At 67.5% G+C, this 16,250-nt stretch carries 19 protein-coding genes; 1 reads left to right on the plus strand and 18 read right to left on the minus strand.

From position 1 onward, the window contains the following. Positions 1 to 11: 11 nt before the first annotated feature. The 8 genes from CQ034_RS06630 to CQ034_RS06665 form a co-directional block, all read right to left on the minus strand. Complete coding sequence (locus CQ034_RS06630) at positions 12 to 401, minus strand: nuclear transport factor 2 family protein (protein WP_105710434.1); 390 nt, start codon at positions 399 to 401, stop codon at positions 12 to 14. Continuing rightward, positions 398 to 2,092: a DUF885 domain-containing protein gene (locus CQ034_RS06635; protein WP_181156241.1), complete on the minus strand. Its 1,695-nt coding sequence runs from the start codon at positions 2,090 to 2,092 to the stop codon at positions 398 to 400. The genes CQ034_RS06630 and CQ034_RS06635 overlap by 4 nt, the downstream gene beginning before the upstream one ends. After that, the gene (locus tag CQ034_RS06640) at positions 2,089 to 3,315 is read right to left on the minus strand and encodes an amidohydrolase family protein (RefSeq protein ID WP_105710436.1); all 1,227 of its coding nucleotides are present in this window, start codon (positions 3,313 to 3,315) and stop codon (positions 2,089 to 2,091) included. The genes CQ034_RS06635 and CQ034_RS06640 overlap by 4 nt, the downstream gene beginning before the upstream one ends. Beyond that, positions 3,312 to 4,148 (minus strand): ABC transporter ATP-binding protein, encoded by an 837-nt coding sequence (locus CQ034_RS06645; RefSeq protein WP_105710437.1) that lies wholly within the window; start codon positions 4,146 to 4,148, stop codon positions 3,312 to 3,314. Before CQ034_RS06645 ends, CQ034_RS06640 begins: the two co-directional genes overlap by 4 nt. Beyond that, positions 4,145 to 4,969: an ABC transporter ATP-binding protein gene (locus tag CQ034_RS06650; RefSeq protein WP_219860770.1), complete on the minus strand. Its 825-nt coding sequence runs from the start codon at positions 4,967 to 4,969 to the stop codon at positions 4,145 to 4,147. The genes CQ034_RS06645 and CQ034_RS06650 overlap by 4 nt, the downstream gene beginning before the upstream one ends. Beyond that, positions 4,966 to 5,871: an ABC transporter permease gene (locus CQ034_RS06655; RefSeq protein WP_105710438.1), complete on the minus strand. Its 906-nt coding sequence runs from the start codon at positions 5,869 to 5,871 to the stop codon at positions 4,966 to 4,968. The genes CQ034_RS06650 and CQ034_RS06655 overlap by 4 nt, the downstream gene beginning before the upstream one ends. After that, entirely contained in the window at positions 5,868 to 6,890 is a 1,023-nt protein-coding gene (locus CQ034_RS06660; protein ID WP_105710439.1) for an ABC transporter permease, read from the minus strand. Before CQ034_RS06660 ends, CQ034_RS06655 begins: the two co-directional genes overlap by 4 nt. Positions 6,891 to 6,970: 80 nt before the next feature. Next, entirely contained in the window at positions 6,971 to 8,569 is a 1,599-nt protein-coding gene (locus CQ034_RS06665; RefSeq protein WP_105710440.1) for an ABC transporter substrate-binding protein, read from the minus strand. Between the two features lie 176 nt (positions 8,570 to 8,745). Here CQ034_RS06665 and CQ034_RS06670 point away from each other — a divergent pair, with 176 nt between their 5' ends. Further along, on the plus strand, positions 8,746 to 9,291 hold the full coding sequence (locus CQ034_RS06670) for a helix-turn-helix domain-containing protein (protein ID WP_036302868.1): 546 nt from the start codon (positions 8,746 to 8,748) through the stop codon (positions 9,289 to 9,291). Positions 9,292 to 9,367: 76 nt separating this feature from the next. Here CQ034_RS06670 and rplQ read toward each other — a convergent pair whose 3' ends face one another. The 10 genes from rplQ to secY all read right to left on the minus strand — a co-directional run bounded on the left by rplQ (position 9,368) and on the right by secY (position 16,079). Continuing rightward, a complete protein-coding gene (gene rplQ, locus CQ034_RS06675) occupies positions 9,368 to 9,928 on the minus strand; it encodes a 50S ribosomal protein L17 (RefSeq protein ID WP_105710441.1) in 561 nt (186 codons plus the stop codon). A 33-nt stretch (positions 9,929 to 9,961) separates the two neighbouring features. After that, positions 9,962 to 10,951 (minus strand): DNA-directed RNA polymerase subunit alpha, encoded by a 990-nt coding sequence (locus tag CQ034_RS06680; protein WP_029260932.1) that lies wholly within the window; start codon positions 10,949 to 10,951, stop codon positions 9,962 to 9,964. Positions 10,952 to 11,085: 134 nt separating this feature from the next. After that, positions 11,086 to 11,484: a 30S ribosomal protein S11 gene (gene rpsK, locus CQ034_RS06685; protein ID WP_017829189.1), complete on the minus strand. Its 399-nt coding sequence runs from the start codon at positions 11,482 to 11,484 to the stop codon at positions 11,086 to 11,088. A gap of 31 nt (positions 11,485 to 11,515) precedes the next feature. Continuing rightward, positions 11,516 to 11,890, minus strand: coding sequence for a 30S ribosomal protein S13 (rpsM, locus tag CQ034_RS06690; protein WP_017829190.1), 375 nt, complete (start codon positions 11,888 to 11,890; stop codon positions 11,516 to 11,518). Positions 11,891 to 12,068: 178 nt separating this feature from the next. Continuing rightward, complete coding sequence (rpmJ, locus tag CQ034_RS06695; RefSeq protein ID WP_005050492.1) at positions 12,069 to 12,185, minus strand: 50S ribosomal protein L36; 117 nt, start codon at positions 12,183 to 12,185, stop codon at positions 12,069 to 12,071. A gap of 64 nt (positions 12,186 to 12,249) precedes the next feature. Further along, a complete protein-coding gene (infA, locus tag CQ034_RS06700; RefSeq protein ID WP_017201569.1) occupies positions 12,250 to 12,471 on the minus strand; it encodes a translation initiation factor IF-1 in 222 nt (73 codons plus the stop codon). 165 nt (positions 12,472 to 12,636) lie between these two features. Next, complete coding sequence (locus tag CQ034_RS06705) at positions 12,637 to 13,302, minus strand: thioredoxin domain-containing protein (RefSeq protein ID WP_029260931.1); 666 nt, start codon at positions 13,300 to 13,302, stop codon at positions 12,637 to 12,639. Then, on the minus strand, positions 13,302 to 14,153 hold the full coding sequence (map, locus tag CQ034_RS06710) for a type I methionyl aminopeptidase (RefSeq protein WP_105710442.1): 852 nt from the start codon (positions 14,151 to 14,153) through the stop codon (positions 13,302 to 13,304). Before map ends, CQ034_RS06705 begins: the two co-directional genes overlap by 1 nt. A 1-nt stretch (position 14,154) precedes the next feature. Beyond that, on the minus strand, positions 14,155 to 14,760 hold the full coding sequence (locus CQ034_RS06715) for an adenylate kinase (RefSeq protein ID WP_029260929.1): 606 nt from the start codon (positions 14,758 to 14,760) through the stop codon (positions 14,155 to 14,157). After that, positions 14,757 to 16,079, minus strand: a complete 1,323-nt coding sequence (gene secY, locus CQ034_RS06720) for a preprotein translocase subunit SecY (RefSeq protein WP_029260928.1) — start codon at positions 16,077 to 16,079, stop codon at positions 14,757 to 14,759. Before secY ends, CQ034_RS06715 begins: the two co-directional genes overlap by 4 nt. Between the last annotated feature and the right edge of the window lie 171 nt (positions 16,080 to 16,250).

Here is a 16,250-nt window from a genome sequence, read left to right on the forward strand (position 1 = left end):
ACTCGTGCGACTCACTCGACCGGCATGTCCTGGGCGTGGTGGTGCACGATCCGCCATCCGTCGGCGTCACGACGCACCACATCCGTGACGCGCACGACCTCGACCAACGGCTCGCCCGCCGCAGGGCGCACCTCGAGCACGTACCGGATCACCCCGGTGTCACCGAAGTCGCTCGTGACGATGCCGGTCGGCACGACGCTCGGCAGGTTCCGCCGGCGCTCTTCGGGGTCGGCTGCGGGCCCCCGCAGCTCGTCGAGTTCGGTGATGCCGTGCATGAGCGTCGGCCAGGGCGTCTCCCACACCGTCACGTCGTCGGCGAGGCGCGCATCGAACGCGGCACGGTCGGCGAGGTCCTCGTACAGGTCGACGATGAAGTGCTCGAGTTCGGCAGTGGCGGTCATGCGTGTTCCTTCGTCAGATCCTGCAGCAGACGCTCGCGCAGCGGCGCGAGCCCCATCGGTCCGAGCGCGAGTGCCCGGGTGTGGAAGTCGAGAGTGGATGCGGTGCTCGCCGTACGCGCCTCGGCCCAGAGCTTCGCGCCGACCTTGAACGCCAGGGCTTGGCCCGGCCAGCCGAGGTAGCGGTCCACCTCGAACCGCGCGGTCACGGGGTCGACGAGGCCGTAGTGCACCAGGAAGTCGCGGGCGATCGCCGGCGTCCACTCCGTCTGGTCGGTGACTTCGTTGCGCCGCAGCGGCCGGCCGGTGTGCAGACCGATGTCGGCGACGATGCGCACCGTGCGCCACAGCTGTCCGAGCAGCATCCCCAGCCGTTCCGGGGCATCGCGCAGCAGACCCAGCTCGTCCGACAGGGCCTCCGAGTAGTGCGCCCAGCCCTCGGCATACCCGTGGATCTCGCAGAGGTAGCGCTGCCAGGGGTGCAGGGACGCATTGGCCCGGTTCACCGCATGCTCGAGGTGGTGGCCGGGGACGCCCTCATGATGGAGACTCGTGAGCTCCTGCCAGGTCGGCACCGACGTCGCTCCGGCGGGGATCGTCCAGACGATCTTGCTGCGCACCGAGCCGTCGGGCGCTCCGGGCGTGTAGTAGACGACGCCCTTCGCGGCCCGCGGAACGACGATGTCGACATCGCGCACGTCCGCGGGCAGCGTGAAGGCCGTGCCGTCGACCCGATCCAGGGTCCAGTCCAGGCGATCACGCAACCAGCCGACGACGTCGTCCGCATCGACGCGGTGCCCCGGGTCCTGCGCGAGCGTGCGTGCAGCGACCGAGACGTCTGCCGGCGCGCCGGTGCCGAGGATCTCCCCCGCGACGCCGCGCGCCTGCCGCCACAGTCGATCGAGTTCGTGCCAGCCGTAGTCGTACACCTCGTCGAGGTCGAGTTCGGTGCCGAGGAAGCTCTGCGCGGTCGCGCGATAGACGCCCTCGCCCACGGCATCCTGCTGCGGCGCGTGCGGCAGCAATTCGTCGCGCAGCATCCGCTCGAACCCCGCCATCGCGTCGGTCGCCGCGAGTGCCGCACGATCCAGAGCGCTGCGGCGGGAGGTGGACAGGTCTGTCGCGCGGAGGGAGCGGAAGTAGTCGACCCCATCCGGATCGATCCAGCTCGCGATCTGATCCGCGACCTCGCGCACCTGCCGTTCCGCGGCGATGCCGGTGCCGATGAACTCGCCGCGCTCCCCCGCCGCGCGCGCCCACTTCAGGCGGTCGTCGAGCTGGGTCAGCGCCCGCGGCACCGCCGACAGGCGGGTGATGATCTCGTCGCCGGCGGCGTCATCCGTGACGGTGACGTCGTCGAACGCCTCGCGCACCAGATGCACCGGTGTCGCCAGCGGTGCGAGCAGCCGTGCGGTGAAACCGGTGTCGAACAGGGCGATGTCGCTGTCCATGCGTTCCCGAAGAGCGGCGTGCAGCGCGGCATCCTCCGTCGTCGGCTCGACGGTCGCCAGGGCGTCGAGCGTGCGCACGGCGAGCGCGCGACGTTCGACCGCCCAGTCGGCGCTGAGATCGGGCAGTCGATCCTGCGCGGTGACGCCGAGCGCCTGCGCAGCGGCCGGCTCGTGGTCGGCGAGCGTCGCGACGTACTCGTCGGCGATGCGCGCGGTCGAGGTGCCCGAGGTCGGGGTGTTCACCGTCCGGCCCGGTCGTCCCGCAGCACGGCGCCGCCCTGCATGACCCAGTCGATTCCGCGCAGCGCAGCCACATCCGCTGTCGGATCCGCGTCCGTGGCGATGAAGTCCGCCCTCGCACCGACCTCGACGACGCCGAGGTCGTCAGCTCCGAGCAGTTCCGCCGCGGACGAGGTGGCCGAGCGCATGACGTCCAGCGAGGTCATTCCCGCGTCGACCATGAACTCCATCTCGCGCACCGTCGCGGTCGTGCCGTCGAAGTCCGCGGCGGGAGGCATGTCGGTGCCCATGGCGATGCGCACCCCGCTCGCGATCGCGTTCTCGAGGCTCTCCCAGTGACGCGGGCCCGCACCGAGCGCGCGTTCCTTCATCCAGGAGGGCACGCCCTGCGCGTCGAAGAACTCCTCGCAGCGGCTGACCGTGATGGTCGGCACGTACCAGACGCCGCGCTCGCTCATCAGGTCGGTGACCTCGCGGGTCAGCTCGTAGCCGTGCTCGACGCAGTCCAGGCCGAGCTCGATGGCACGCCGCAGCGTCTCGGACGGCCCGACGTGCGCGGTGACCTTGCGGCCCCAGTCATGCGCGGTCTGGATGACGGCGGCCATCTCGTCGTCGGTCAGCTGCGGGGTGTCGATCTGCTCGTGCTCCCCCGCGATCCCGCCCGAGATGCAGACCTTGATCAGGTCGGCGCCGTGACGGATCTGCAGGCGCGTCAGTCGGCGCAGGTCGTCGGCGCCGTCGCCCTCCAGCGCGTCGGACTCCCATCCGTGCCCACCGGTGCAGCACAGTGCGTGTCCGGCGGTATACAGCCGTGGGCCGGCGATGATCCCGGCGTCGATGCCGCGGCGCAGGGCGAAGTCGAGGTAGCGGCTCTCGCCGACCAGCCGCGCGGTCGTGACACCCGCATGCAGGGTGCGTCGGGCACTGTCGGCCATCACCAGCAGCAGGTCGGGGTCGCCCTTGGAGGCGATCTCGGCCCCGGCCGTCCCGGGAAGCGCGAGCCCCAGGTGCACGTGCATGTTGATCAGCCCGGGGCTGAGGACCCGTCCGGCCAGGTCGATCACGCGTGCGTCGCCGGCATCCAGGGTGCCGGTGGCGCCGAGCCCAGCGATCACTCCGTCGGCGTCGACGAGGATGTCGAGCCCGTCCCGCAGGTGCTCGGAGCGCCCGTCGAAGATGCGGGCTCGGGTGAGGAGGACGCGGCGGTCCTCGGCGATGGTGATCATGCTTCTCCTCCCGTGGCGGAGGCCGCGACGGCCTCCGCGAGGTCTTCTTCTCTGCCCGGCAGCCGCTTCGTCGGGCCGATCTCCGGGATGGCATCGATGAGGCGCTGCGTATACGGGTGCTGCGCGTGCTGCCACGGTTGTTCGCTGGGACCGCGCTCGATGATCTCACCCGCGTACATCACCGCGGTCTCGTCGGCGATGGCCCGCACCAACGACAGGTCGTGCGAGATGAACAGCATCGCCATGCCGAGCTCGCGGACGAGGCCCTGCAGCAACTCGACGATCTGCGCCGACGAGAAGGCGTCGAGGGCCGTGACCGGCTCATCGGCGACGACCACGCTGGGCTGGGCGGCGAGCGCACGGGCGATCGCGAGCCGTTGCCGCTGACCACCCGAGAACTGGGTGGGGTAGCGAGAGGCGGCCGACTCGTCGAGCCCGACCAGTCGCAGCAGTCGCGAGACCTCGGCGGCACGGGCGGATCGCTCCAGCGCATCGGGGGCACCGTCCAGCAGCTGCGCTCCGATCGAGCGACGGGGACTCAGCGAGGCGTACGGGTTCTGGAACACCATCTGCAGCCCGCGGTCGCGAGTCGGGCGGCGGCGCATCGTGAGCGGATGCAGCGGCTCTCCGTCGAAGCGCACCGTGCCCGAGGTCGGACGGTCGATGCCGACGGCGACCCGGGCCAGCGACGACTTGCCGCATCCCGACTCCCCCACGAGTCCGACGATCTGGCCGCGTTCGACGGTCAGCGAGACGCCCTTCACCGCGTGCACGGGCGGGGCGCCGCGCCGGCGGTGCGTGACGACGACGTCGTCGATCTCCAACGCGCTCATCGTGCGCCTCCTCGGTGGGTGCGCTGCGCGGCCAGCGACTGCGCCCTGGATGCGATCAGCGCGCGGGTGTACTCGTGCGACGGCGTGTTGAGGATCTCGTTCGTCGGACCGTGCTCGACGACGGTGCCGTCCTTGAAGATGTAGGTGCGGTCGGCGATCGCGCTCATCACCCCGAGGTCGTGCGTGATGAACAGCATCGACACTCCCGTCTCGCGCGCCAGGCGGTCGAACAGACGGAGGATGCCGGCCTGCACGGTGACGTCGAGCGCGGTGGTGGGTTCGTCGGCGATCAGCAGGCGGGGCTCGCACGCGAGCGCGATCGCGATGGCCGCGCGCTGGCGCATGCCTCCGGAGAACTGGTGCGGGTACGCCGTGATCGCCTGGTGCGGGTCGCGGATGCGCACGAGATCGAGCAGCTCGATCGCTCGCGCCTGCGCCTGCTTCTGGCTCACACCGGTGTGGTGGATGAGGTGCTCGGTGATCTGCGTGCCGATCCGCAGCAGCGGGTGCAGTGCCGCAGTCGGATCTTGGAACACGATGGAGATGCGATTGCCGCGCACCTCGTTGAGCTCCCGGGTGCTGAGGTTCAGCAGGTCCCGCCCCTCGAACAGGACCCGGCCGGAGGCGGTCGCGCCCTCGGGAAGGATGCCCATGACTGCTGAGGCCGTCATGCTCTTTCCCGAGCCGCTCTCGCCGGCGAGGCCGACGACCTCACCCTGTCCGATCCGGATGCTCGTGTCGTGCACGAGCTCGATCTCGCCGTCCGGCGTCGGCATGACGACGGAGAGGTCCTCGATCGAGAGCAGCGTCGCGTCGCTCATCGCTTCCTCGCATTCCGTGAGCGGGGATCCAGGTAGTCCTGGACGGCGTCTCCCAGCAGGTTGAAGGCCATCACGATCGTGAGGATCGCGAGACCGGGGAACAGGCTGATCCACCAGTTCCCGAGGTTCTGCGAGCCGAGGGCGATCATCGCGCCCCATTCCGCAGCCGGGGGCCGGGGGCCGAGGCCGAGGAACGAGAGCGCGGCGAGCATGAGGATGGCATTGCCGAGCTCGATCGTCGCCATCACGAGCGCGGGGCCGGCGCTGTTGGGGATGACGTCCTTGACGATGGACTTCAGGGTCGTCGACCCGAGCAGGCGTCCGGAGAAGACGTATTCCTGCTCGCGCACGCTGAGCACCGAGCTGCGGATGATCCGCGCGTACAGCGGCCAGGAGACGATCACGAGGGCGAGCACGGCGTTTCCGACGCTCGGCCCGAAGGCCGCGGCGACCGCCATGGCGAGGATGATCTGCGGGAAGGCGAGCACGAGGTCGGCCACGCGCATCAGCAGGTTGTCCGCCGCCTTGCCGAAGTACCCGGCCGCGAGGCCGACGGTGCCGCCGACGAGCAGCGAGAACACGACGATGGCGAGGGCGAGTGGCAGCGAGAGCTGGGCGCCGTAGATGACACGGCTCAGCACGTCGCGACCGAGGTCGTCCGTCCCCATCCAGTGCGCGGCCGACGGTGCGTCCAGGAACGGTCCGCTCGTCTCGAGCGGGTCGTACGGCGCGATGACCGGGGCGAGGAGCGCCGCGAGGATCCACGCGGCGATCACGCCGAAGGAGATCACCGTCACCGGCGTCCAGAACGAGGTGCGCGGTGTGAACCGGCGGCTGCGACGGAGTCCGCGACGCCGCGGCTCCTTCGCGACGGCGAGCCGGTCGGAGGACAGGATGGTCATTTCGCTCCGATCCGGGGGTCCACGATCGTGTAGAGCACGTCGACGAGGAGGTTGATCAGGGTGTAGACGACGGCGATGAACAGCGTCACGCCGAGGATCGCCTGCAGATCGAGCGAGAGGGCGCTCTTATAGGCGTACTGACCGAGCCCCGGCCACGAGAGCACCTGCTCGACGAGCACGGCGCCACCGAGCAGCGAGGCGAACATCAGCCCGGTCACCGTGAGCACCGGAAGCAGTCCCGCTTTGAAGACGTGGCGCCAGGTGATCGTCCGCGCCGGCAGGCCCTTCGCGGTGGCGGCGCGGATGTACTCGGCGTCCAGCACCTCGATCATGGCGGAGCGCACGAAGCGCAGCAGGCCCGAGACGGTGAGCGCGGTGAGGATGCCGACGGGGAGGATGAGGTGCCAGACGGCGTCGGCGAACACGTCCCACTGCCCGGCGAACACGGCGTCCAGCGTGTACATGCCGGTGACGGTGGGCGGCGGGTCGTATTCGTTGCTGAGGCGCCCGCCGTTGGGGACGAGTCCGAGCGCGTAGAAGAAGACGTACAGCGCGACGAGCGCGAGCCAGAACGGCGGGGTGGAGAGCCCGATGAGGGACACGCCGCGGATGCCGCCGTCGATGGCCGAACCCTTGCGGGTGGCGGCGATCATGCCCAGCGCGACGGCGATGACGATCGCGAGGATCATGGCGGGCAGCGCCACCTCGAGCGTCGCGGGGATGTACTGCGCGAGGTCCTGGGTGATCGGGCGGTGGGTCTGCTGCGAGATACCGAGATCACCCTGGAAGAGGTTCGCGATGTAGCGGCCGTACTGCACCCAGATGGGCTGGTCCAGCCCCCATTTCTGCTCGAACGCGGCACGCAGCCCGGGGTCGTCGTAGGCCTGCTGCGACAGGTTCGCGGCGGCCGGGTCCCCGGGGACGATGGTCATGAGCGCGAACGTCACGAGGGTGACCCCCCAGAGGAGGATGATCGCGCTGATCAGCCGGCGGCCGATCATCTGCAGGAGGGCTGGCATTGCTCGTTCGCCTTCGGTGAGGTGGTGAGAACCGGAGGTCGGCCGCCCGACAGGAGGGACAGGCGGCCGACCGCGGCGGACTACTTCGCGGAGATGGCCGCGAGGTCGACCGTCCAGCCTGCCGGCGTGTATGACGCACCGACCAGGTTCGAGGTGGCGACGACGATGCCGGCGTTGTTCGCGAGAACCACGAAGGGCGAAGTCTCGTTCATGACCTTCTGCCAGGCGATCATCGCCTCGGCACGCCCTTCCGGCGTCACCTCGGCGTTCACGGCGTCGCTGGCTTCGACGGCTCGCGGGTCGGCGCGCTCCACGGTCCATCCCGCACGCGTCGAGGTCGACGCACCGGGTGCCATGTTGTTCACGAGCGAGTCCGCAGCCGGGTAGTTCAGGCTGTTCGGCGAGAAGTTGATCTCGTTCTTACCCTCGGACTGCGACTGCAGGAAGACGTTGATCGGCTCGGGCTGCAGCTCGATCTCGATGCCGGCCTTCTTCGCGTCCTGCTGCACCTTCGTGACGATGGTGCCGAGGTCGACGCCGCGGTAGGTGATCGCCGGGTAGACGAGGTTCACCTTCGGCGAGGAGATGCCCGCCTCCTCGAGCAGCGACTTCGCCTTCTCGATGTCCTGCGGCTGCACCTCGGACTCGTCGAGCGCGCCACCGAATGCGGGCGGGACGAGACCGGCCGCGGCCGTCGCACCCTCACCGAAGATCTCAGCGATGCCTGCGCCGTCGACGCTGGCACGCAGAGCCGCGAGGAACGCCGGGTTGGAGGTGATCTCCGAGACGGCGGGGTCCTGGTTCACGCTGAGGAAGTACGACGTGTCGGCGACCCCGGAGACCTGGAGGTCGTCAGAGAGCTCGGCCGCCTGTGGACCGGAGAGATCCAGGGCGATCTCGTCTGCCTTGGCGCGGGAGATCGTGAGCTTCTGGTTCTGCACGTCGACGTTCTGCACGACCACGCGCGAGTACGCCGGGGCGTCGCCCCAGTAGTCCTCGTTCACCTCGAGCACGACCTTCGAGCTCGAGTCGTAGCTCTTGATCTTGTACGGACCCGAACCGAGGCTGGCCTCGTCGAGCTGCGTGCCGACCGTGTCCGCGGAGGCTGCATCGGCCGCGTCGGTCGCTCCGAGCTTCTCCGCCTCCTCGGCGTTCAGGATGCTCGCCGCGGGCATCGCGAGGACGACCGGGACGTTCGGGTTCGGGGTCGGGCTGGTCACGACGACGGTGTCGTCACCGTCCGCAGCGAAGGTCAGCCCCTCGACGGTCTGGGAGGAGGACCCCTTGAGGTTCTGCAGGCGCGTGAGGCTGAACACGACGTCCTCCGCGGTCACCGCGGAGCCGTCGGCGAACGTGGCGTCCGGGTTCAACGTGAAGGTCCAGGTCGTGCCGTCGTCGGACTGCACCCACTCGCTGGCGAGTTCCGGCACGACAGTGGTGACGTCGGAGCCCTCGTACGTCACGAGCGTGTCGTACAGCGCGTGCACGATGATGTTGCCGGTCTGCTCGTAGACGAGTCCCGGGTCGAGGGTCTTCAGCACGAACGAGGTGTCGACCGTGAGGGTCCCACCGCCGCCCGAGGCTGCATTGTTCGATGAAGCTGAACAACCGGCGAGCACGAGTGCGGCGACGGCGAGAGATGAGGCCAGTGCGAGGGGTTTCGCGAAGGATGAAGTCATCGTCGATCTTCCTGTGATCAGGGGGCAGGACGCAGTAGAGTTCTGGGAAGTTGATCCGGTTGCTCGCGCGTTCGGGGGAACGGATTTCAATCTGATCGAGATTTTCAATCCGATTAAAAGATACAATCACATTGAAATCGAACATGCAACAGTCATCCGTTCGATCGAAAGGATCGATGAATCACGTGCTCGGCGAACGCCTCAAATCCCTCAGGGCCGCAAAGGGTCTCACCCTGCGGCAGCTCTCCGACCTGTCCGGCCTCTCGGTCAGCATGCTCAGCCAGATCGAGAGCGGCTCGGCCGACCCGAGCCTCGGTTCGCTGCGCAAGCTCGCCCAGGTGTTCGAAGCCTCGATCGCCACGCTGTTCAGCGATCCGGATGCCCCCAACGTGTCCGTCAGCCGGCCGGGCGCCCGGCATCGACTCAGCGGATCCGACGCGGGCTTCGTCTACGAGCGACTGACGCCGGGACGCGGCGACCTCGAAGTCCTCACCGCCGACATCCCCCCGGGGGCCGCGAGCTCCGCACACCCCTGGGGCCACCCGTCGACCGAGTGCGTCTTCGTCATCAGCGGGGAACTCACCGTCGAGATCGCGGGGCAGACGTACATCATCGTGGGCAGCGAGTCGATCACCTTCGACTCCCGCCAGCCGCATCGCTACATCAACGCCAGTGACGCGATGACCTCGATCGTCGTCTCGGTCACTCCCCCGTCACCGTGATATGACCCCGCCGCCCGGCACACGAAGAAGCCCGCCACCCCGAATGGGGCGGCGGGCTTCTTCGTGAGCGAAGTGCTTACTCGGACTTCTTCTCGACAGCGTCCTCAGCGGCAGCCTCGGCTGCTTCGCCTTCGGCCTGCGACTCGGCGCCGGCCTCGGCTGCGTCCTCGGCGGGAGCCTCCTCAGCGGGGGTCTCCTCGACGACCTCGGCGGGCTTCTCCGCCTTCTCGGCCTTCGGCGCAGCAGCAGCCTTCTTGGTCGACTTCGCCTTCGGGGTGACGGGCTCGAGAACGAGCTCGATCACGGCCATCGGAGCGTTGTCGCCCTTGCGGTTGCCGACCTTCGTGATGCGGGTGTAGCCGCCCTCGCGCTCGGCGACGAGCGGTGCGATCTCGGAGAACAGGATGTGCACGACTTCCTTGTCACCGATGACCGACAGCACGCGACGACGCGCGTGCAGGTCGCCACGCTTGGCGAAGGTGATCAGACGCTCGGCGAGCGGACGAAGGCGCTTGGCCTTGGTCTCGGTCGTCTTGATCGACTTGTGGGTGTAGAGCGCCGCCGCGAGGTTGGCAAGCATCAGGCGCTCGTGTGCGGGGCCGCCTCCGAGGCGGGGACCCTTAGTGGGCTTGGGCATAATCGTCTAACTCCTGGTCAGAAAGGTCGGGTTTCAGAAGGACTCGTCTTCGCTGCCGCCGTAGAAGTGGGCGCCGTCGAAACCGGGCACCGAATCCTTGAGCGACAGACCGAGCGAGATGAGCTTGTCGCGCACCTCGTCGACCGACTTCTGGCCGAAATTGCGGATGTTCATGAGCTGCGTCTCCGACAGGGCGACGAGCTCCGAAACAGTGTTGATGCCCTCACGCTTCAGGCAGTTGTACGAGCGGACCGACAGGTCGAGGTCTTCGATCGGCATCGACAGCTCGCTGGAGTTCACAGCCTCCACCGGCGCCGGGCCGATCTCGATGCCCTCGGCCTCGACGTTCAGCTCGCGGGCGAGACCGAACAGCTCGGTGAGCGTCTTCGCAGCCGACGCGACGGCGTCGCGGGGGCTGATCGCCGACTTGGTCTCGACGTCGAGGACGAGCTTGTCGAAGTCGGTACGCTCACCGGCACGAGTCGCCTCGACGCGGTAGCTCACCTTGAGGACCGGCGAGTAGATCGAGTCGATCGGGATCTGACCGGCCTCGGCGTACTCGTTGCGGTTCTGCGTCGCCGAGACGTAGCCACGGCCACGCTCGATCGTGAGCTCGAGCTCGAACTTCGCGGTCTCGTTCAGCGTCGCGATGACGAGCTCGGGGTTCTGCACCTCGACACCGGCCGGAGCCGAGATGTCGGCGGCGGTGACCTCGCCCGAACCGGTCTTGCGCAGGTACGCCGTGATGGGCTCGTCGCGCTCCGAGGAGACGACCAGCTGCTTGATGTTGAGGATGATCTCGGTGACATCCTCCTTCACGCCGGGGATGGTGCTGAACTCGTGCAGCACGCCGTCGATGCGAACGCTGGTGACAGCAGCACCGGGGATCGACGACAGCAGGCTGCGGCGCAGCGCGTTGCCGATCGTGTAACCGAAGCCGGGCTCCAGAGGCTCGATGATGAACCGGCTACGGTTCTCGACGATCTTTTCCTCGGTCAGTGTGGGACGCTGTGCAATAAGCACTCTGTGTTCCTTTCGATCACATGCCCGCTATATGACATGTGGTGGGGTGAGGTTTTGAGTTGTGGAAGTCGATGCCCGTACGCGGGCGTCGAGCCGCTCGGACCACGAATGGGCCGAGCGGCTCGAGGCGCGTATCAGACGCGGCGACGCTTCGGCGGACGGCAGCCGTTGTGCGCCTGGGGGGTGACGTCCTGGATCGAACCCACCTCGAGGCCTGCGGCCTGCAGCGAGCGGATCGCGGTCTCGCGGCCGGATCCCGGACCCTTCACGAGGACGTCGACCTTCTTGACGCCGTGCTCCGCGGCCTGGCGGGCTGCGGACTCGGCAGCCATACCGGCGGCGTACGGGGTCGACTTGCGGGAGCCCTTGAAGCCCACGCCACCCGACGATGCCCAGGCGATGACAGCCCCGGACGGGTCGGTGATCGAGACGATCGTGTTGTTGAACGTCGACTTGATGTGGGCCTGGCCCAGCGCGATGTTCTTCTTTTCCTTGCGGCGCGGCTTGCGCGCGGCGGCCTTGGGTGCAGCCATGAAAGTGTTCTCCTAGTCCCTGGGGCCGCGCTTAGCGGGCCTTCTTCTTGCCTGCGACGGTGCGCTTCGGGCCCTTGCGGGTACGGGCGTTGGTCTTGGTGCGCTGACCACGGACCGGGAGACCACGACGGTGGCGGATGCCCTCGTAGGAGCCGATCTCGACCTTGCGGCGGATGTCTGCTGCAACCTCGCGGCGCAGGTCACCCTCCACCTTGTAGTTGCCTTCGATGTGGTCGCGGAGGGCGATCAGCTGGTCGTCGCTGAGGTCCTTCACGCGGATGCTCTCGTCGATCTCCGTCGCCTTGAGGATCTCGACCGAGCGGGTACGGCCGACGCCGTAGATGTAGGTAAGGGCGATCACCACGCGCTTGTCGCGCGGGATGTCAACGCCGGCAAGACGTGCCATGCGGTTCTCCTGGGTGTTGTGGAGGTGTGGAACAGGATCGGTGCCCGGGCCTCCGCCCCGAGGTGTCCCCCGCTTCCGCGGGTTCTGATCCTGCCGTTGTGTTTTCAGTTATGAGATGTGCGTGAGCGATGCCGCGCAGCTCGGGCCCGTCGAGCGGATCGGCGGGCCCGCCGGGGACTCAGCCCTGGCGCTGCTTGTGACGCGGGTTGCTCTTGCAGATCACCATGACGCGGCCGTGACGGCGGATCACCTTGCAGTGATCGCAGATGGGCTTGACGCTGGGGTTGACCTTCATGATGTTTCCTGTTCGCTGTCTTCGTACCGCCCCAGGCAGGGGCAGGCCGTTACTTCTCGACCGATCAGCGGTAGCGGTAGACGATACGGCCGCGGGTCAGGTCGTAGGGGCTGAGCTCCACGACCACACGGTCCTCGGGGATGATACGGATGTAGTTCTGCCGCATCTTGCCGGAGATCGTTGCAAGGACCTTGTGTCCGTTGCTGAGCTCAACGCGGAACATCGCGTTGGGCAGAGCCTCGGAGATCACGCCCTCGATCTCGATGACACCGTCTTTCTTAGCCATAGCCTCGCTGACGCTTCTGCAGATCGGTCGATCTGCGGTGGGTGATTGGGTTTGTGGTGCTGCGCCGACGGACACGCCGAATCAAGGCACAAAGCACCAAAGATCTATGTTAGACGCTCCGGAGTCATCCGGCAACTTGACCGCCCGTGGCGGACAGCTGTCGGATCAACCGATCAGCTTCTCCATCTCGGTGATCTCGCCGGCCTGCAGGTCGAGGCGCTTGCCGTTGACCTCGATGGTCGGCGTGCCCCCGATTTCATGAGCCTTCGCCTGCGCCGCTCCGAACTTGCGATAGGTCTCGTCAGTGATGCACGAGACCGCATCGTCAGCGCCGACCTGCGATGCGAAGTCGGCGAGCTGATCCGTGGTGAGACCCGCGGAATTCTCTGCCGGCTGGTTGTCGAACAGCGTCTTGGAGTAGTCGAGGTAGAGATCCGGGTTCGACTCCGCAACGCAGAAGGCCGCGCCGGCGGAGCGAGACGAGTACTCGGTGCCCTGCGAGTAGCGGTCCAGAATCGCGATGGGGTGGTACTCGAGGGTGATGCGACCGTCGGCGGCAGCGGCTTCCAGCTGCTCGCCGTACTGCTCCTCGAAGCTGGCGCAGATCGGGCACTGGAAGTCGACGAAGACCGCGACAGTGTCCTCGCCGTCACCGAACGAGATCGCACCGGTCTCTGAATTGAACGTGTCGTTGGCCTTCGGTGCCGCGCCGGGCGAGGTGGCCTGGTTGTTGAGGAACACCACGAGTCCACCGATCGCCACCAGCACCACGACCACGGCGATGGAGACGCCGATCGCGAACCAGTTGGTGTTGCTCTTCGCCGCTGCCATTACTTTCCGATCTCTCGAGGCTCGACTCCGAATGGAGCGAGTCCGGCTCTTCCGCCATCGGGCGCAGTCAGCACCCAGATACCCCCATCATGCAGGGCGACGCTATGTTCCCAATGGGAGCCGTCCGTGCCGTCGACCGTCGTGACGGTCCAGTCATCATCCTCGATGAACGTCGAATCCCCACCCGCGGTGACCATCGGCTCGATCGCGAGCACGAGACCGGGTTTGACGTCTTCGCCACGGTCGGGCGTGCGGTAGTTGAAGACACTGGGGGCTTCGTGCATCTTGCGGCCGATGCCGTGCCCGACATACTCACGGAGGATGCCGTACGGGTCCCCCGACACCGCCGATGGGCCCTGAGCCTCGATGTAGTCCTGGATGGCCGCGCCGATCTCATCGATCGACGAGACGGATGCCATCGCGGCGATCCCCGCCCACATGGATCCCTCGGTCACGCGGGAGAGCTCTTCGCGCTGCGCGACCAGTTCCGGCCGCTCCGGGTCGGGAACCACGACCGTGATCGCACTGTCGCCGTTCCAGCCCTTGAACTGCGCGCCGCAGTCGACCGAGACGATGTCGCCGGGCTGCAGCACGCGCTCACCCGGGATCCCGTGCACGACCTGCTCGTTCACCGAGATGCACGTCGTGTGATGGTAGCCGCGCACCAGCTGGAAGTTCGACTCCGCGCCGCGGGCCAGGATCGTGCGGTTGGCCATCGCGTCCAGCTCGAGGGTCGTCACGCCGGCCTTGATCAGCGGGCGGACGGCATCCAGCGCTGCGGCCGTGATGAGCCCCGGCTCGAGCATCGCTCGCAGCTGAGCCGGGGTCTTGTAGATCGACCGGCGGAACATCTCAGGAGGCGGAGGCCGCGAGGCGCAGGCCGCGGGCGGCCAGAGCCGCCGTGATCCGCTCGGTGACGTCGTCGAGAGCGCCGGTACCGTCGATACGGTCGACGATGCCCTTGGCACCGTACACCTCGATGATCGGAGCGGTCTCCCGCTCGTAGATGTCGAGACGGTGGCCGATGGCCTCCGGGGTGTCGTCGGAGCGGCCCTGCTCGGTGGCGCGGAGCGTCAGACGCTCCAGGCTCTCCTCGCGCGGCACGTCGAGGAGGATGACCGCGTCGAGCGACTCCCCCCGCCCCGCGAGGAACGACTCCAGGTGGGCGACCTGCGCAGTGTTGCGCGGGTACCCGTCGAGCAGGAACCCGTGGGCTGCATCGTCCTGCGACAGCCGGTCGCGCACGATCTCGCTCGTCAGCTCGTCCGGAACGAGGTCACCCTTGTCGAGGATCGCCGTGACCTGCTGGCCCAGCGGTGTCCCCTCCTTGATGTTCGCGCGGAAGATGTCACCGGTCGAGACGACCGGGATGCCGTAGGACTCGGCGATGCGCACGCCCTGCGTGCCCTTGCCGGAGCCCTGCGGGCCGACGATGAGAAGACGTGCGGATGCTGTCATCGGAGGAGCCCTTCATAGTGTCGCTGCTGCAGCTGAGCGTCGATCTGCTTGACCGTCTCGAGACCCACACCCACGATGATGAGGATCGAGGCGCCGCCGAACGGGAAGTTCTGGTTCGCGCCGACCGTGGCCAGTGCGATCAGCGGGATGAGCGCGATCAGACCGAGGTACAGCGAGCCCGGGAGCGTGATGCGGGTGAGCACGTAGTCGAGGTACTCGGCGGTCGGGCGCCCCGCACGGATGCCGGGGATGAACCCGCCGTACTTCTTCATGTTGTCCGCGACCTCGACCGGGTTGAACGTGATCGCCACGTAGAAGTAGGTGAAGCCGATGATCAGCAGGAAGTAGGCGGCCATGTACACCGGGCTGTTGCCCGTAGTGAAGTTCGCGGTGATCCAGCTGACCCACTCGGGCGGCGTGGATCCGTCCTGCGGAGTGTTGAACTGCGCGATGAGAGCCGGGATGTACAGCAGCGACGACGCGAAGATCACGGGGATCACACCCGCCATGTTCACCTTGATCGGGATGTACGTGTTGGTGCCGCCGTACGTGCGGCGACCGACCATGCGCTTGGCGTACTGCACGGGGATCCGTCGCTGGGATTGCTCGACGAAGACGACGAGCCCCATGACGATGATTCCCACCAGCAGCACGAGGAGGAAGACCTCGAAGCCCTTGGTCTGCCAGATGAGGCCCATGGCACCGGGGAACGTCGCGGCGATGGAGGTGAAGATGAGCAGCGACATGCCGTTGCCGATGCCGCGCTCGGTGACCAGCTCGGCGAACCACATGATGAGACCGGTACCGGCCGTCATGGTCATGATGATGAGCAGCTGCGCCCACCACACGTCATTGGTCAGCAACTGCTGGCAGGCGGCGAGATCGGTGGATCCGAACAGCTGGCCACTTCGCGCCACCGTCACGAGCGTCGTCGACTGGAGGAGCGCGAGCGCGATGGTGAGGTACCGCGTGTACTGGGTCAGACGGGCCTGACCGGCCTGTCCCTCCTTGTGCAGCGCCTCGAAGTGCGGGATCACCACGCGAAGGAGCTGGGTGATGATCGTCGCCGTGATGTACGGCATGACGCCGAGCGCGAAGATCGACAGCTGCAGCAGCGCGCCACCGGAGAAGAGGTTGACCAGTCCGAGCAGGCCGTCGGTGCCCGCGTTCGCCGCGAGGCACTCCTCGACGTTCGGGAAGTTCACGAACGGCGCAGGGACGTTGGAGCCGAGACGGTAGATCGCGATGATGGCGAGGGTGAAACCGATCTTCCGACGCAGGTCCGGGGTGCGGAAGATCCGCGCGATGGCGCTAAACAAGGACGTTCCTCCTGAAAAGTTGCCGATTCCCGAAGGACGGCTGAAAGACCAGGGTAACGCAATCCGGGGTTCCCGGAATTCGTCACCGATACCAGGCCCGCCGGATGCGGCCCCAGAGCGAGGTCTCGGAGTGTGAAACGACGAGAGGGGCCGGAGAATCTCCGGCCCCTC

This window comes from Microbacterium sp. MYb45 (assembly GCF_002979655.1).
In the GTDB taxonomy this organism is placed as follows: Bacteria; Actinomycetota; Actinomycetes; order Actinomycetales; family Microbacteriaceae; genus Microbacterium.

Bases quoted from the DNA above. Each gene is read 5' to 3' on its own strand.
- CQ034_RS06640 (WP_105710436.1), bottom strand. From the start codon at position 3,315: ATGATCACCATCGCCGAGGACCGCCGCGTCCTCCTCACCCGAGCCCGC.
- CQ034_RS06660 (WP_105710439.1), bottom strand. From the start codon at position 6,890: ATGCCAGCCCTCCTGCAGATGATCGGCCGCCGGCTGATCAGCGCGATC.
- rplQ (WP_105710441.1), bottom strand. From the start codon at position 9,928: ATGCCCAAGCCCACTAAGGGTCCCCGCCTCGGAGGCGGCCCCGCACAC.
- CQ034_RS06650 (WP_219860770.1), bottom strand. From the start codon at position 4,969: ATGAGCGACGCGACGCTGCTCTCGATCGAGGACCTCTCCGTCGTCATG.
- CQ034_RS06715 (WP_029260929.1), bottom strand. From the start codon at position 14,760: ATGACAGCATCCGCACGTCTTCTCATCGTCGGCCCGCAGGGCTCCGGC.
- rpmJ (WP_005050492.1), bottom strand. From the start codon at position 12,185: ATGAAGGTCAACCCCAGCGTCAAGCCCATCTGCGATCACTGCAAGGTG.
- map (WP_105710442.1), bottom strand. From the start codon at position 14,153: ATGTTCCGCCGGTCGATCTACAAGACCCCGGCTCAGCTGCGAGCGATG.
- CQ034_RS06665 (WP_105710440.1), bottom strand. From the start codon at position 8,569: ATGACTTCATCCTTCGCGAAACCCCTCGCACTGGCCTCATCTCTCGCC.
- CQ034_RS06655 (WP_105710438.1), bottom strand. From the start codon at position 5,871: ATGACCATCCTGTCCTCCGACCGGCTCGCCGTCGCGAAGGAGCCGCGG.
- infA (WP_017201569.1), bottom strand. From the start codon at position 12,471: ATGGCTAAGAAAGACGGTGTCATCGAGATCGAGGGCGTGATCTCCGAG.
- rpsM (WP_017829190.1), bottom strand. From the start codon at position 11,890: ATGGCACGTCTTGCCGGCGTTGACATCCCGCGCGACAAGCGCGTGGTG.
- CQ034_RS06670 (WP_036302868.1), top strand. From the start codon at position 8,746: ATGAATCACGTGCTCGGCGAACGCCTCAAATCCCTCAGGGCCGCAAAG.
- CQ034_RS06630 (WP_105710434.1), bottom strand. From the start codon at position 401: ATGACCGCCACTGCCGAACTCGAGCACTTCATCGTCGACCTGTACGAG.
- rpsK (WP_017829189.1), bottom strand. From the start codon at position 11,484: ATGGCTGCACCCAAGGCCGCCGCGCGCAAGCCGCGCCGCAAGGAAAAG.
- CQ034_RS06705 (WP_029260931.1), bottom strand. From the start codon at position 13,302: ATGGCAGCGGCGAAGAGCAACACCAACTGGTTCGCGATCGGCGTCTCC.
- CQ034_RS06645 (WP_105710437.1), bottom strand. From the start codon at position 4,148: ATGAGCGCGTTGGAGATCGACGACGTCGTCGTCACGCACCGCCGGCGC.